Origin of the sequence: Nocardia xishanensis NBRC 101358 (assembly GCF_001613365.1) — a bacterium.
GTDB classification, from domain to species: domain Bacteria; phylum Actinomycetota; class Actinomycetes; order Mycobacteriales; family Mycobacteriaceae; genus Nocardia; species Nocardia xishanensis.
In genome coordinates this window covers 18,817-33,813 of record NZ_BDCF01000005.1, presented here as the reverse complement: position 1 = coordinate 33,813, position 14,997 = coordinate 18,817, and the positions used below count along the sequence as shown (strand labels likewise).

The 14,997-nt window shown below is 70.8% G+C and carries 11 protein-coding genes; all 11 read left to right on the top strand.

Annotation, left to right across the window (positions count from 1 at the left end):
- Window positions 1-107 precede the first annotated feature (107 nt).
- The 11 genes from NX1_RS05535 (at window position 108) to NX1_RS05485 (ending at window position 14,995) form a co-directional block, all read left to right on the top strand.
- On the top strand, window positions 108-1,184 hold the full coding sequence (locus NX1_RS05535) for a glycosyltransferase family 4 protein (RefSeq protein WP_068054826.1): 1,077 nt from the start codon (window positions 108-110) through the stop codon (window positions 1,182-1,184).
- Window positions 1,181-2,335 carry a glycosyltransferase family 4 protein gene (locus NX1_RS05530; RefSeq protein WP_068054824.1) on the top strand — a complete coding sequence of 385 codons (1,155 nt, stop codon included), beginning with the start codon at window positions 1,181-1,183 and terminating at the stop codon, window positions 2,333-2,335. The genes NX1_RS05535 and NX1_RS05530 overlap by 4 nt, the downstream gene beginning before the upstream one ends.
- Window positions 2,328-3,719 (top strand): lipopolysaccharide biosynthesis protein, encoded by a 1,392-nt coding sequence (locus NX1_RS05525; RefSeq protein ID WP_084501051.1) that lies wholly within the window; start codon window positions 2,328-2,330, stop codon window positions 3,717-3,719. Before NX1_RS05530 ends, NX1_RS05525 begins: the two co-directional genes overlap by 8 nt.
- Complete coding sequence (locus NX1_RS05520; protein ID WP_068054822.1) at window positions 3,716-4,729, top strand: CgeB family protein; 1,014 nt, start codon at window positions 3,716-3,718, stop codon at window positions 4,727-4,729. Before NX1_RS05525 ends, NX1_RS05520 begins: the two co-directional genes overlap by 4 nt.
- A complete protein-coding gene (locus NX1_RS05515) occupies window positions 4,726-6,069 on the top strand; it encodes a hypothetical protein (RefSeq protein ID WP_068054820.1) in 1,344 nt (447 codons plus the stop codon). Before NX1_RS05520 ends, NX1_RS05515 begins: the two co-directional genes overlap by 4 nt.
- A gap of 19 nt (window positions 6,070-6,088) precedes the next feature.
- Window positions 6,089-7,369 carry a protein tyrosine kinase gene (locus NX1_RS05510; RefSeq protein WP_068054818.1) on the top strand — a complete coding sequence of 427 codons (1,281 nt, stop codon included), beginning with the start codon at window positions 6,089-6,091 and terminating at the stop codon, window positions 7,367-7,369.
- On the top strand, window positions 7,366-8,727 hold the full coding sequence (locus NX1_RS05505) for a glycosyl hydrolase family 28-related protein (protein ID WP_068054817.1): 1,362 nt from the start codon (window positions 7,366-7,368) through the stop codon (window positions 8,725-8,727). The genes NX1_RS05510 and NX1_RS05505 overlap by 4 nt, the downstream gene beginning before the upstream one ends.
- Before the next feature lie 4 nt (window positions 8,728-8,731).
- A complete protein-coding gene (locus NX1_RS05500) occupies window positions 8,732-10,078 on the top strand; it encodes a GNAT family N-acetyltransferase (protein ID WP_068054815.1) in 1,347 nt (448 codons plus the stop codon).
- Window positions 10,079-10,155: 77 nt separating this feature from the next.
- A complete protein-coding gene (locus NX1_RS05495) occupies window positions 10,156-11,535 on the top strand; it encodes a glutamate-1-semialdehyde 2,1-aminomutase (protein WP_068054813.1) in 1,380 nt (459 codons plus the stop codon).
- Between the two features lie 23 nt (window positions 11,536-11,558).
- Window positions 11,559-12,671: a glycosyltransferase gene (locus tag NX1_RS05490; protein ID WP_068055188.1), complete on the top strand. Its 1,113-nt coding sequence runs from the start codon at window positions 11,559-11,561 to the stop codon at window positions 12,669-12,671.
- A gap of 296 nt (window positions 12,672-12,967) precedes the next feature.
- Complete coding sequence (locus NX1_RS05485) at window positions 12,968-14,995, top strand: SDR family oxidoreductase (RefSeq protein ID WP_068054811.1); 2,028 nt, start codon at window positions 12,968-12,970, stop codon at window positions 14,993-14,995.
- Window positions 14,996-14,997 lie beyond the last annotated feature (2 nt).

The window sequence follows — 14,997 nt, the reverse complement described above, 5'->3', positions numbered from 1 at the left end:
TGACTTAGACTGTTGCGCGGGAAGCGAGTTCGGCCGGACGATACGCGCGACCGGTGCAGGGAGTAGGGGGCCGGGTGACGGCAGGGACGGGGTCGCTGCGTGTCCACATGACGGGTTCGGAATGGTTCACCGCGGAGCCAGGCGGACTCAACCGATACTTCACCGAGTTGTTCCACGCGCTTGCCCGCAGGCCGGAGGTCGCGGTGTCGGCGGTGGCCTGGGGCGCGACCGGCGACGACGATCCGGCGGGCGCGCGATCCTGGGGTACGACCGGGGGTTCCACCGCGCGGCGGGCCCGCGTCGCTTTCCTTGATCGAGCCCCGTTGCGCCGCGCCACCGTGTTGGATCGTCACTTCTGCCTTTACGGTCCCGCCGCGATCGGCGGGCGGGGACGACTGCCGCTGGTGGTGCATTTTCACGGGCCATGGGCGGCGGAGAGCAGGCTCACCGGGCAGAGCGAGCCCGCGGCCAGGGCGAAGTACCTGATCGAACGCCTGCGTTATGCGGGCGCGGATCGATTCGTGGTGCTGTCCAACCACTTTCGCGAGATGCTCGGCTCCGAGTACCGGGTACCGGATGAGCGGATCGCGGTGATCCCGCCCGGCGTCGACCTTTCCCGCTTCAACGCCGCGCCGCCGCCCGTCGACGCGCCGACCCGCACCGTCCTCTGCGTGCGCAGACTGGAACGCCGCATGGGCATCGATACACTGCTGCGCTGCTGGCCCGGCGTGGTGGCCGAGCACCCGGACGCACGTCTGGTGATCGTCGGAACAGGCACGGCCGAAGGGGAATTGCGCACCCTGGCCGCCGAGATCTGCCTGGATGGCTCCGTCGTGTTCGCCGGGCACGTCACCGACGACCGGCTCGCCGAATTGTACGAACAAGCCGCGCTCACGGTCGTGCCCACCATCGCGCTCGAGGGTTTCGGACTGATCGCGCTGGAGTCGCTCGCCGCGGGCCGGGCGCCGATCGTCACCGACTGCGGCGGGCTGCCGGATTCGGTTCGCGGACTCGATCCTTCGCTCATCGTCCCGGCCGGTGCGGCCGACGCGCTCGGCGCGCGCATCACCGCTGCGCTGCACGGCGCGCTGCCGACGACCGAGCGCTGCCGCGCGCACGCGGAGACCTTCTCCTGGGATGCCGCCGCGGAACGCCACGTGGCGATGTATCGGACCATCGCATGACGATCCGGGCGGTGTTCCTCGCGCATACGGCGGCCCCCTCCGGCGCCGAGTTGGCCACTCTGCGACTGGCCTCCGCCTTGCGCGCCGAGCGGCTCGCCGAGGTCGCCGCGATCTACACGGAGGACGGTCCGATGGTCGAGCGGACACGAGCGCGCGGCATCGATACGCACGTGGTCCGCGGCGCGTTCGACAGCCGCGCCATGACGATCGGCTCAGGGCCGCTGCGATTGCTGGCGGGCGCGGTGGCACTGCTGCGCTTGGGCTGGACGCTCGGCGCGCACCCGGCTGTCGGGCAGGCCGACGTGCTGGTCGCCGAGAGCACCAAGGCGCTGGTGATGGGCGCGGTAGCGGCGCGGCGGGCGGGCATTCCGCTGGTATGGCAGGTGCACGACCGGATCGCGGCCGACTACTTCGGACGCCCGGCCGCACTCGTCATCGGTCTGCTCGGACGGGTTGGGGCACAAGGCTTTCTGGCCAACAGCCGGACCACGTTGGCCACGCTGCGTACCGGTCGACGCCCGGCCGAAGTCGCCTATCCCGGAGTCGAACTCGGGCTTCTGCCGACCCGCGCCGCCCAGCGCGAACCCGGGGAGACGGTGATCGCGGTGTTGGGGCGGCTCGCCCCGTGGAAGGGACAGGACGTGCTGTTGCGCGCGGTCGCCGCGACGAGGATTCGGCCGCGCCGGGTGCTGCTGATCGGCGGCGCTTTCTTCGACGAGGAGCCCTACGCCGCCGAATTGGACAGTCTCGCAGCGGATCTCGGACTGCCGGTGATTCGCACCGGCCACGTCGACGACCCCGGCCTGTACCTGTGCGACGCCGACATCCTGGTGCACTGCTCGGTGCTGCCCGAACCGTTCGGTCAGGTCGTCGTCGAAGGCATGCACGCGGGCTGCGCCGTGATCGCCTCCGGGCCAGGGGGTCCCGAAGAGATCGTGCACTCGGGCGCCGACGGTCTGCTGGTTCCCGGCGGCGACGAGACCGCGCTCACCGCAGCGCTCGACTCCCTCATCGCCGATCCGGACCTGCGCACGCGCCTCGCCGCGGCGGGTCGCGCACGCGCCGCGGATTTCGACGTCACCGTCACCGCCCGTTCCGTCGCCGCCTTCCTCGGCCGGATCGTCCAGCGCCGGGACGCCGCCCATGTCTGAGGCGCGGTATGCCGCGGACCGCGCCGGTGCGGGCGGCGCGCACCGCAGGGACGACGGAGCGCGCGGGCCGTCCGGCAACGGCACGCACCGCTCGCACGGATTGCTCGCGGTGCTGCGCGATATCGGGTTCGTCAGCTTCGGCAAGTACGGCCAATACGTCATCACGGTGGTGACCGTGCCGCTCATCGCGCGCGTGCTCGGCGCCCACGGGCTCGGCCTGCTCGCGATCGGCATGTCCGCCTATTACCTCGGCTCGCTGCTGGTGGACCTCGGTACCACCTCGTTCCTCGCCGCGCGGGTGCACGACACCACCGGAGACCGCGACGACCGGCGCGACTACGTCAACCAGTTGCGCGGCGACTACTTCGCCATCCGAGCCACCGGCCTCGCGGTGCTCGGCGCCGCGCTGGCCGCAGGCTCGGCGGTCGGCGTGCCGGACCAGGTCGACATGGTCCTGCTCGGCTTGTTCGCGGGCGGATTCTGGTCGACGTCGGAGGACTGGCTGCTCATCGGGCAGGGCCGGTTCGGCACCTCGACCGTGTATCAGGCGGTGGGCCGGATCGGGTATCTCATCCTGCTCGTGCTGCTGCTTCCCCGGCTACCGCACGCGCACGTCGCGCTGCTCTGCCTGCTCGTCTCCTCGGTACCGACCGTGGCGCTGACGTGGTGGGACGCCCTGCGCACCTACGGCAGGCCCGCCCGGCCCGGGCTGGTGCGGGCCATCCTGCGCACCGGCGCACCGGTGCTGGCCTCGCGGTTGCTGATCACGTCGTACGGACAGGGCGCGGCGGCCGTCTACGCCGCGGTGCTCGCCCCTGGCGCGCTCGGCCTCTACTCGGCGGGCGATCGGCTGGTCCGGGCGATCCAATCGATGCTCGACCCCATCGGTTTCGCGTTGCTGCCGCGCATGGCCGAACGCAGCGCCGACCACCGGTTCTGGCGGCGCGCGCTGCAAGCGCTCGCCGCGGCAGTGTGCGTGGCGACGGTGGCGGCCGTTGCGGTCTGGGTGGCCGCGCCGGTGCTCGTCCATCTCGTGTTCGGTGACGAGTTCACCGGCGCCATCGGGCTTTTGCGCGTCGAGGTGCTGATGCTGCCCGCGACAACGGTCACGTCGTTCGTCACGACCGCGGTGCTTCCGGTGCGGCAGGACACCGCGGGCGTGCTGATCGGCGCGGCGCTCGGCACCTGCGTGGCCGCCGCGGCGCTGGCCATCGCGTTCCGCACCCACTCGGTCTGGACGCTGGTGTACGGGTCGGTGATCGTCGAATGCACCGTCGCCGCCTGGTATCTCGCGCGCGTGCGCCGGCTGATCGTCCGCGAGCGGACACCCACGGCGGCCTGCGATCCGGCCGTGGTGATGATGCGCGAGGAGGGCGGCGCGTGAGAATCCTCTATGTCGGCGACGATTGGATCGGCAGCAATGCCCGCTCGCTGGCCGACGGCTTCCGCCAGGCTGGTCACGAGGTGCTCGTCGTCGACTCCACGCCCGTGACGCTGCCGGCGCGACTGTCCCCGCCGTGGCTCTACGCCAAGGCGGCGCGGCGGCGCGCGCCCTGGACAGTCGAGCGATTACACAACGAGATCGACAGCGCGGCAGCCGCTTTCCGTCCAGACGTGCTGTTCGCGTTCAAATCGGTGCACCTCGACCAGCGGCGGCTGCTCGAGGTGCCCGTGGCCCGCCACGTGCACTACAGCCCCGACGACGTAGCCAATCCGGAGAACATCACTCCCGAGTACCTGGCGCACGAACCGGACTGGGATCTGGTGGTGACCACCAAGCGGCACAACGTCGCCGAACTGCGCGAGCGCGGCGCCCGCGCGGTCGCTTTCGTGCGCAGCGCCTACGATCCGGCCTGGCATCACCGCGCGGCGCGACGCGGCCGGCGGGAATTCCTGGCCGGTTTCGTGGGCGTGTGCCGTCCGGACCGCCGCGACGAACTCGTCGCACTGGCCCGAAAGTATGGCGACCGCATGCTCATTCGCGGCCCCGGCTGGCGGCGGGTACCCGATTTGCGGACGACAGGAGCGGTGGTGGCGGGCCCGGTATACGGGCAGCACTATTCGGCGGTGATCGCCACCGTCACCGCCAACCTGGTGCTGCTCAACTCCGGCAACCGCGACACCCATACCTGCCGCACGTTCGAAGTGCCTGCCGCAGGTGGCCTTTTCGTCGGCGAGCGCACCGACGAGCACGCCGAACTGCTGCGCGACGAGGTCGAGTGCTTCCTGTTCACCGACACCGCCGAGCTGTCCGAGATCCTCGACTGGTGCGCGGCCAACCCGGAGCGAGCCGCCGCCGTCGCCGACGCGGGGCACCGCAGGATCGTCGAAGGCGGCCACCGCTACGTCGACCGGGCGCGGGAGATCCTCGCCGCGTTGGAGACGCAGGTATGAATCCAGCCGCCGAACTCGCCGCCGTCGCGGGCGCGCTGCTCACGCTGGTCGTCGCGGCCGCTTGGATTCCCGGTGTGGTCCGGGTTTTCGTGATCGCCCAGGCGGCGTTCTGGTCGCTGTCCTACATCGCGCGTCCGCTGGTGCTGCTCGCGGTGCGACCGCAACCGCACTACGGCGACAACGTGCCCGACCCGCGACTGGCCGAACTCGGTTACGACCGCGGCATCGATCTCGTTCTGGACCACGTCGTATTCGGACTGTGGGTGTACGCCGCGCTGGTGGTGGCCTACGCGGTGTGGGCGCGCGGGCGCCCGCCCGCCGCGCCCGCCCTGGCAGGCGACCCGGATCTGATCCCCACGCTGGTCACCATGTACGCGCTCGGCCTGCTCGGTCGCGCCGCCGCGGTGGCCACCGGCGCGGTCGGTAGCGCGGGCGATGTCACCAGCGCCAACCCGATCCTGAGCTTCGTCTCGATCCTCGCCACGGTGGCGGCGCTCGGGCTGATCGTGTTCGCTCGCCCGGCGCGTCCCGAGGTCGCCGTGCTCGTCGTCGGCGCGCTGCTGGCCGGGGAGCTCGCCTGGACCGCGGTGGTGGAATCGAAGACGCCGATCATGGGCGCGGCGATGGCCGTCGCGATCCGCTTCGCCCTCTCCGGGTGGACGCGGGTCAAGGCGTTCGGCGTCGCCGGTATCGGCGTGTTCGGTATCGGCGGGTTCGGCTGGCTGCAATCGTTCAAGACCACCGAGCTCGCCAAAGCCGAAGCGGCGTTGATCGATTCGGATTACCCGCCGGGCGTGCGCCCGTTCCTGAGCATCCTGCGCCGGTTCGATCTGCTCGAGGCCGCCACCGACGCCTACTTCCACGGTCCCGGCTACTGGCTGACGCCGGGCGAGGTGCTGAACAACGCGGTCCTCAGCCTCGTGCCCGCCCAACTGCTCGGCACCCAGAAGTTCCAGTCCGGCACCGCGTGGGCGCAGGACGTGCGCGGCGCCTCGGTGGACATGAGCAAGGTCTCGGTGTCGCTGGCCGAGGGAAATCTGAACGAGGGCTATGTGCTCGGCGGGTACACCGGCGTGCTCGTCTGCGCGCTGTTCACCTTCGCGCTGCTGCTGGCTTGGGCGTGGGCGCTGTCCTCGCGGCTTCTCCCCGTGGTGGTGCTCGGCCTCGCCGTCACCGGCTCCTCGGCGCTGTTCGAACGCGGAATCCTCGGCAGCATGGAGAATCTCGGCAAGTTTCTGCAGGCCGCCGTGCTGGCCTGGCTCATCCACGCGGTGGTCACCGAGGTGCGGCGCCGCACCCGTCAGGCGCCGCCGCCGGTCGTTTCGTCCGTCGTAGCGTAGGGAAAAGAGGTTCCTGGCAATGGGATTGACCGAATACTGGCGGATCGCGCGCCGACGCTGGCTCGTCGTCGCCGGGGTGGCGCTGGTGTGCCTCGCGGCGTCGGCGGTCTATCTAGGCGGCCAGCCGACCAGCTATTCGGCCTCCAGCAGCATGTACGTGTCGATGGCGACCGGCACCTCGGTGAACGACTCTTACCAGGGCGGATTGGCGGCTCAGCAGCGGGTCCGCTCCTACCTCGACCTGGCGACCAGCGCCACGGTGGCGGAACGGGTCATCGACGATCTGAGCATCGACATGTCCCCCGGCGAACTGCGCGGCAAGATCACCGCCACCTCGCCGCCCGCCACCACCCTCATCGTCATCTCGGTCACCGACGGCAATGCGCAGCGGGCACGTGACCTCACCAACACTGTCGTCGCGCACTTCCGCAGACTCATCGACGAATTGGAGACCATCGAGCGCGACGCGGCGCCCGCGGCGCGTGTCGCGGTGGTGGACCGTGCGGAGCTGCCGACTTCACCCAACGGCCCGCAGTCGGGGCGCGTCTTGGCGCTTGGTCTGCTGGCCGGCCTGGCGCTCGGCGGGCTCGCCGCGTTCGTGCGCGATCGCACCGACCGCACGCTGCGCACGTCCAATGATCTCGAGGCGCTGCTGCCGGTGCCGATCTTCGCCATCATCGACGAGGGCAGGCCCGGCGCGGCCGACGAGACGCGCCGGATGCGCACCCGGCTGCTGCACGAGGGGCAGACACACGTCATCCAAGTGACCGGCCTGTCCCCGCGTTCGGAACCGGAAGTCGCTCTGGCACTGGCCAAATCGTTTGCCGACACCGGCCGCTCGGTGGTGCTCGTCGACGCCGACACTTCGGGCGGGGGCGGATCGGAGCGCTTCGGCACCGGTCCCGGGCATGGGCTGGCCGCCGTGCTGCGGGGCGCGCCCGCCGCGGAGGCGCTGGCCGGATGGCCGGAGACCGGCATCACCGTGCTCCCCCTCGGCGACGCCGATCCGCAAACCGCGGATCTGCTCGCCTCCGAACGGTTCTCGAGCGTGCTGGCCGAACTGCGCGCGGATTTCGAGCACGTCGTCGTGCAGACCGCCCCGGTCGCCGCGGCCGCGGACGCCATCGTGGTAGCGCCGCTGTGCGAACGGACGCTCGGCGTCGTGCAGCTCGGCGCCACCACAGCGCCCCAATTGCGCGGCGCACTGGCCACATTCGGCTCCGAGCGGCTCACCGGCGCGGTAGCGTACAGCAGGCCGGGCAACCGCATGCAGCGGCTCGTGGGAAGGCTGCGGAGATGACCGACGACGGCCTGGGCCGACGACGATTGCTACTCGCCGCGTCGCTGGGCGCCGCGGCCGCCGTACCGCTGGCCGCGGCCTGCGCCGATCCGGAGACGCCAGGCACCGGATTCCGTTCCCCGCACGTCAGCGACGCGCCCGCGGCGCGCAATGTGCGCGATTTCGGCGCGATCGGCGACGGCGTGACCGACGACACCGCGGCCATCGCCGCCGCCGCCGCCGTGCAGGGCATGCCGCTGGTGCTCTATCTGCCCGCCGGCCGCTATCGAGTGACGAGCTGGCCACCGATGGCGGACTACGCCACCGTGCTCGGCGACGGCGGCGATGTCTCGCTGATCGTGTGCGAGACCGACACCACGCTGATCTCGCTGCGCCAACGCAATCGGGTCCGGTTCGCGCGGCTGGGCATCTATGTCTCCGGCCCGCGTGCGACCGCCGTCGACCTGTCCGAATGCTTCCGCTGCTCGTTCGACTCGGTGGTGATCCGCGGCAACCATCTCAGCGGCAACCACCCGCGCTTTCTCGAGCAGCGTGGCGTGGTGCTCAGGGACAACACCGGCGGCACCTCGTTCGTCAACTGCGACATCAACAATTTCGGCTTCGGCATCGTCACCTCGTGCATCCAGAACTACGTCACCTCGTCCAAGCTGACCAGCAACTATGTGGGCGTGCTCGGCACCGGCAACGATCACAACGCCGGATTGGCGCTCAGCAACGTCGAATTCGTCTCCGACAGCGATCCGCGCACCACCGCGCGGCACATCGACGTCGACGGGGCGGCCAACGACTGGTGGCTGACCAACGTCTGGTTCGAGGGCGCCGACACCGCGCTGGCGATCGGGCGGCGCGAGCGCGGCGGGCCCGCGCAGTTCGGCATGGTCAACTGCAAGGTCGCGGCGCGCGAGGTCTGCCTCGAGCTGGCCTACTGCCGCCAGCCCTACCTGGCCAACGTGCAGTTCGACAAGGATCTCGACAGGCACCCCGTCGAGGTGCGGGTCGATCGCACCGGCTGTCCCGAGGGCACCGCGGTGAACCTGATCTCCAGCGCCACCGACAATCTCGCGCCGGGACTGTTCCCGGACGGCTGGACCGTGATCAGCCGCGACAGCCTGCACACGCCTCGATTCGACGGCACCCTCGTCGGCCGGGCAGGCCACAGCGACGCCGACATCTTCCAGGCGCAGAGCAATGACGGAACCGTCCGGTCGGCCGTGCTTTCCAGCGGCGCGTGGCTGTCCGATCGTCCCGACACAGGCATCGTGCTCAAGGACACCGCGGGCGGCTACTGGCGATTGTCGGTGACCACCGACGGCGCGCTACGGACGACGTCCCTCGGCCGCCAGCGACCCAAGGAGTGATTCCGTGTCCGACCAGCCATCGCTGTCGCGCGTCCGGCTCGGTCCGGTGGTCCTGCACGGCGCCACCGTGCTGCTTCGCCCGCCCCGGATCGCCGATCACGGGCAGTGGCGCCGGATCCGGTTGCGCGACCGAAGCCTGATCGAACCGTTCTGGTCCAGTTCCCCGCTGGAGTGGCACGAACGGCACACCGCGAAACTGTGGGTGCGCGAATGCCTCGCTGGGCGCGACGAGGCGCGCGCCGGTCGCCGGTTGGCGATGGTCGTCGAAATGGATGGCCGCTTCGCCGGGCAGGTCGAGCTGATCTCCATCGACACCGCGACGGGCAGTGCGGAACTCGGCGTCTGGGTGGACTCGGAGGTGGCCAGGCACGGCATCGGCGGACTGGCGGTGGCGCTGTTGCTCGACTTCGGCTTCGGGCCGATCGGGTTGCAGCGCATCACCGCCCCGATCTCACCCGCGAACGTGGCGACCTCGAGCGGCGCGGCCCGGCTCGGGTTCCGGCGCGAGGCCGTGATGACCCGCTACTTCGACGCCGGCGGCGCTCGGAGCGATCACGAACTGTGGGCGCTCACCGCCGCCATGGTGCCGCCGGGCGGGTTCGCCGCCGCATGGGTGCGCAGCCACCGCGCCGACCGTTCGACGCCTGCGCCCCTGCCGCCGACCGCCGAGCGAACCGGTCCGCCCGTCGCCACCGGGACCGTGATTGTCGCCGCCGCAAGGTATTTCGCCGGGCGCGTGCTGCACATGGTTGATCCGCTACGCGCCTCGTGTGTGCCGACGCTCGACGATCGGGACCGGTCACGCCTCGTGCTGCGCAAGCGGCGGCTCGCGGACGGCAGGCAGTGGCGCGCGGCCCGGCTGCGGGCCAGAGCGGCACTCGACCCGAATGGCGAAGCGCCGCCGTCGACTTGGGTGGACGCCCATTCACGGGTGCGCTGGCTGCGCGAAGTGCTGCGCGCCAGACCTGGGCTGCGTTCGACGGCGGGGCTGGTGCTGGCCATCGAGGTGGACGGCGCTTACGCGGGCGAGTGCCGCCTGTTCGATCTGGACATGTTCGACCGCAACGCGCGCATGTTCGTCTGGACCGATCCCGCGCTCGGCGACGCCGCGGACCGGGTGCGCACCGACGCCACCCGGCTGCTCGTCACCTACGCCTTCGATGCGCTCGGCCTGTGCCGCATCGCCACCGCGATCGAGCCGCAGGACCGCGACGCCGCGGCCGTCGCCGCCAAGGTCGGCATGGTGCGGGAGGGCAGGATGAGCCGGTTCGTCGGCGCCACCGGCCGCCGCGCCGACCACGATCTGTGGGCGGTCACCGTTCCGGACGACAGGGCGTCGCAGCGGACGTAGAGTTATGCGCGGAATCCTTCGCGCACAAACACTTTCACGGTGCGCGCGGTCGCACGGCGAGGCCAGGAGATCGGGACGTGGAACACGGCACGGCTGAGGAACCGACCCCGCGACATCGCGGGTTCACACGCAGCAACGAACTCCAGGCGCGCCTGCACGACCTGGTGCCCGGCGGTGCGCACACCTACGCGCGCGGAGCCGACCAGTATCCGGAGTCGATGGCGCCGATCCTGGTGCGCGGCAACGGATGCCGAGTCTGGGACGCCGACGGCAACAGCTACATCGAGTACGGCATGGGCCTGCGTTCGGTCACCCTCGGCCACGGCTACCGGCCGGTGCTCGACGCGGTGGCCGCCGCGATCGCCGACGGCGTCAGCTTCAGCCGCCCAACCGAGCTGGAACTGCTTGCGGCACAGGATTTCCTGGCGCTCGTCCCGGGCGCCGACATGGTGAAGTTCGCCAAGAACGGCTCCGACGCCACCACCGCGGCCGTCCGGCTGGCTCGCGCCGCCACGGGGCGCACCGTGATCGCGGTCTGCGACCAGCCGTTCTTCTCGGTGGACGACTGGTTCATCGGCACCACGCCGATGGCCAACGGCATTCCCGCCGCGGCCGCGGCCGGGACGATGCGGTTCCGCTACAACGACCTGCCCTCGCTCGCCGCAGTGCTGGAGACGGAGGCCGTCGCCGCGGTGGTGATGGAGGCCGCCACCGCGCTCGCCGAACCGGACCCCGGCTTCCTGGAAGGCGTGCGGGAACTCTGCGACCGGTACCGCACCCTGCTCGTCTTCGACGAGATGATCACCGGATTCCGCTGGTCGGCGGGCGGCGCGCAGGCGGTGTACGGCGTGCGGCCCGACCTGTCCTGCTGGGGCAAGGCCATGGGCAACGGTTTTCCCATCTCCGCGCTGGCGGGCAGGCGCGACCTGATGGAGTTGGGCGGCTTGCGCACCGACCGGGAGCGGGTGTTCCTGCTGTCCACCACGCACGGCCCGGAATCCTCGTCGCTGGCGGCCTTTCGCGCGGTGGTGCGCGAGTACACGACCGGCGATCCGGTCGCCCGCATGGAACACGCGGGGCGGTTGCTCGCCGACGGGGTGAACGCCGTCGCCGCCGAACTCGGCATCGCCGAATACCTGGAGGTGCTCGGCAGGCCATCGTGCCTGATCTTCGCCACCCGCGACGCCGACGGCAAGCCGTCGCAGGCCTATCGCACGCTGTTCCTCCAGGAACTGCTCGAGCGCGGCGTGCTCGGCCAGTCCTTCGTCACTTCGGCTGCGCACACCGAAATCGATGTGGCGCAGACGATCTCGGCCTGCCGCGAGGCGGCGACGAGCTACCGCAAGGCGATCGAGCAGGGCAGCGTCGACGGACTGCTGCACGGCAGGCCCGTCGCCCCCGCGCTGCGCAAACACGCCGAACCGCGCCGGATCGGCGCCGAACCGGCGGGCGTGTGACCGAGCCGACCGGACCGCGAACCCTGCCCGCACCGCGCGTCGCGATCGTCCACGAACGCTTCACCGAATACGGCGGCTCCGAGGCAGTGGTCGCGGAGATGCACGAAACGTGGCTCGGCTCCGAGGTTTTCGCGGCGATCGTGGATCCGGCGGGTGTCCGTCCGCCGCTGAACCGCGTGCACGACACCTGGCTGAGCCGCGTCCACGCGGCCACCGGGCGGCGCTCGCACGCCCCGCTGCTGCCGCTGGCGCCGCGCGCGCTGCGCGGCCTGCCACTCGACGGACGCTTCGACGCCGTCGTCATCAGTCATCACGCCTTCGCCACCCAGGCCGCGTTCGCGACGGAGGCGCCGACCATCGCCTACGTGCACAGCCCGGCCCGCTGGGCCTGGGAGCCCGGTTTCCGCGCCCAGGAGGCGAGCGGGCCCGCGGGCCGGTTCGCGCTCACCGCCCTCGGCGCGCTGGCTCGCCGGTGCGAGACGCGCGCCGCCCCACGCTTGACGCACGTGATCGCCAACTCGCATGCTGTCGCCGATCGCGTCCGCGACTGGTGGGGGCGGCCCGCCACCGTGATCAACCCGCCGGTGGACATCCACCGTTTCACGCCCGATCCGGCGGTAGCGCGCGAGGACTTCTTCCTCTTCGCGGGCAGGCTCGTCCCGTACAAGCGGCCCGACCTCGCGATCCGCGCCGCGCAGCGGGCGGGCTGCCGCCTGGTGATCGTCGGCGGCGGACGTTTCCGCGCGCACCTCGACACGCTCGCGGGGCCGGAGACCACCTTCCTCGGCGCGGTCTCGGACGAGGTCATGCAGGGCATGTACCGGCGTTGCCGCGCGCTGCTCATGCCGGGCATCGAGGATTTCGGCATCGTCCCGGTCGAGGCGATGGCCTGCGGCGCGCCCGTGCTGGCCGTCGGGCTCGGCGGCGCGCTGGACACCGTCCGGCCCGGCGTCACGGGCGACTACATCGAGCCGGGACCGGACGAAGCGGTGACGGCCGCGCTCGCCGCGGCCATGACGGATTTCGACCCGTCCGTCTACAGTCCTGCCGAAATTCGCGCGCACGCTACCACATTCGCCCCGTCCGCCTTCCGCGCGAGAATGGCCGACGTCGTCGCCAGTATTTTGGTCAATTGACCAAGTGAGCCGAGCGGTTGCTCGGGCGCAGCCTCCACATCGGGTAACTGGAAAGACTTGTAACACATACCGTTTGACCTGGGCCGACGGTGAGCAGTCCCACACCGCGGCCGACGCCGATCAGCTTGCCCCGCCGACGCTGAACCGATTACAGTTCCGCATAAGTCAGGACGAAGGTGTTCCTACTTTCGGCCCGACCGCTGTCACCGGGGGCCGATTCGTTGACTCCGCATTCACCGCCGCATGCCGGATCAATGGTGCGCGACAACAGGTTCGAGTGAACAGCAGGAGGGACGATGGTCTCCTACATCGTGACGGGCGGAACCGGATTTCTGGGTCGACGGGTCGTACAAGGGCTGCTGGACGCTGATCCCGAGGCGATCGTCCACGTGCTCGTCCGCGCCGAATCGTTAGCCAAGTTCACGGAATTGGCGGAGGGCTGGCACGGCGGCGAACGAGTCTTCGCCCTGGTCGGCGACCTCACGGCCGAGCGGCTCGGCCTGCGCGATCAGGCGCCGAAGGCCGATCACGTGATCCACCTGGGCGCGGTATACGACATGACCGCCGACGAGCACACCGCCCACGCCGCCAACGTGGCGGGCACCCGTTCGGTCATCGCGCTGGCGCGGGAACTCGGCGCGGTGCTGCACCACGTGTCCTCGGTGGCGGTCGCCGGCGACCACAAGGGCAAGTTCTTCGAAGAGGATTTCGACCTCGGCCAGAACCTCACCTCCCCGTACCACCGCACCAAATTCGCCGCGGAGCAGCTGGTTCGCGAGTCGCGCGGGGTGCGCTGGCGGGTGTATCGCCCCGCGATCGTGGTCGGCGATTCCCGCACCGGCGAGATGGACAAGATCGACGGGCCGTACTACTTCTTCTCCGCCATCGCCAAGCTCGCGGCCCTGCCGTCGGACCTGCCGATGCCGCTGCCCGACCTGGGCGCCACCAATATCGTCCCGGTCGACTACGTCGCTGCCGCGATGGTGGAACTGGTGCGCAAATCCGGCCTCGACGGCCGCACCTTCCACCTGGTGAACCCGCGGCCGCAGCCGTTCGACGCCGTGTACAACGCGCTCGCCGCCGCGGCGGGCGCACCCGGGGGCATCGGCCCCGTACCGGGAAGCGGACTGGCGCTGAACGGGCTCGCGCAGCTGCCGGGCGTGCCCGCGGTCCGCGATTTCCTTCTGTCGCAGATGGGAATTCCCCCAGAGGTCGCGCCGCACGTTTCTTTCGCCTCGGAGTTCGTCTCGGAGTCCACCCAGGCCCAGTTGCGCGGCAGCGGGCTTTCGGTGCCGCCGTTCGAGAACTACGCCGCGCGGCTGTGGCAGTACTGGCGCGCGAACCTCGATCCGAACCGGGACCGCCCGGCCGACAGCGGCGACCCGCTGTCCGGGCGGATCGTGCTCATCACCGGCGCCTCCTCCGGCATCGGCCTGGCCACCGCGCACGCCGTGGCGCGGCGCGGCGCCACCGTGCTCATGGTGGCGCGCGGCCGCGCCGACCTGCTCGCCGCGGCCGAGTCGGTGCGCGCGGAAGGCGGGGCGGCGTACACCTATCCGTGCGACATCACCGACCCCGAGTCCGTCGACGGCCTGGTGCGCGCGATGCTCGCCGACCACGGCCACGTCGACTACCTGGTGAACAACGCGGGCCGCTCGATCCGCCGCTCGGTGGTGAATTCCACCGACCGGATGCACGATTTCGAGCGGACCATGGCGGTGAACTACTTCGGCGCGGTGCGGCTCATCCTGGGCCTGCTGCCGTCGATGCGGGCGCGGCGCTTCGGCCACATCGTCAACATCTCCTCCATCGCGGTACAGACCAAGGTCCCGCGCTTCGCCGCCTACGTGGCCAGCAAGTCGGCGCTGGACAACTTCAGCGAGATCGCCGCCGTCGAGAACCGGGACGCTGGTATCACTTTCACCTCGGTGCGCATGCCATTGGTGCGCACCCCGATGATCGCGCCGACCGATCTGTACCGCTCGCTGCCGGTGCCCGATCCCGACCGGGCCGCGGCCATCGTGGTGCGCGCGCTGGAGGACCGGCCGCACCGCATCGACACGCCGGTCGGTACCTTCGCCCAGGCGGTCGATCTGCTGATGCCATCGGTGAAGCGCACGATCCTGCACCAGGGGTTCCGCATGTTCGGCGAATCGCATGCGGCACGGGGCGTTTCGAACGAGGTCGCGGTCTCCCCCGGCGCCGCGGAGGGCAGCTCGGGACGCGGGCCGCTCACCCTGCTCGGGCCGGTGCTGCTGCCGCTGATGGCGCTGCCGAACCCGGCGGCCAGGGTCGCGCGGGTGGTGCCCGGCCTGCAGTGGTAGTC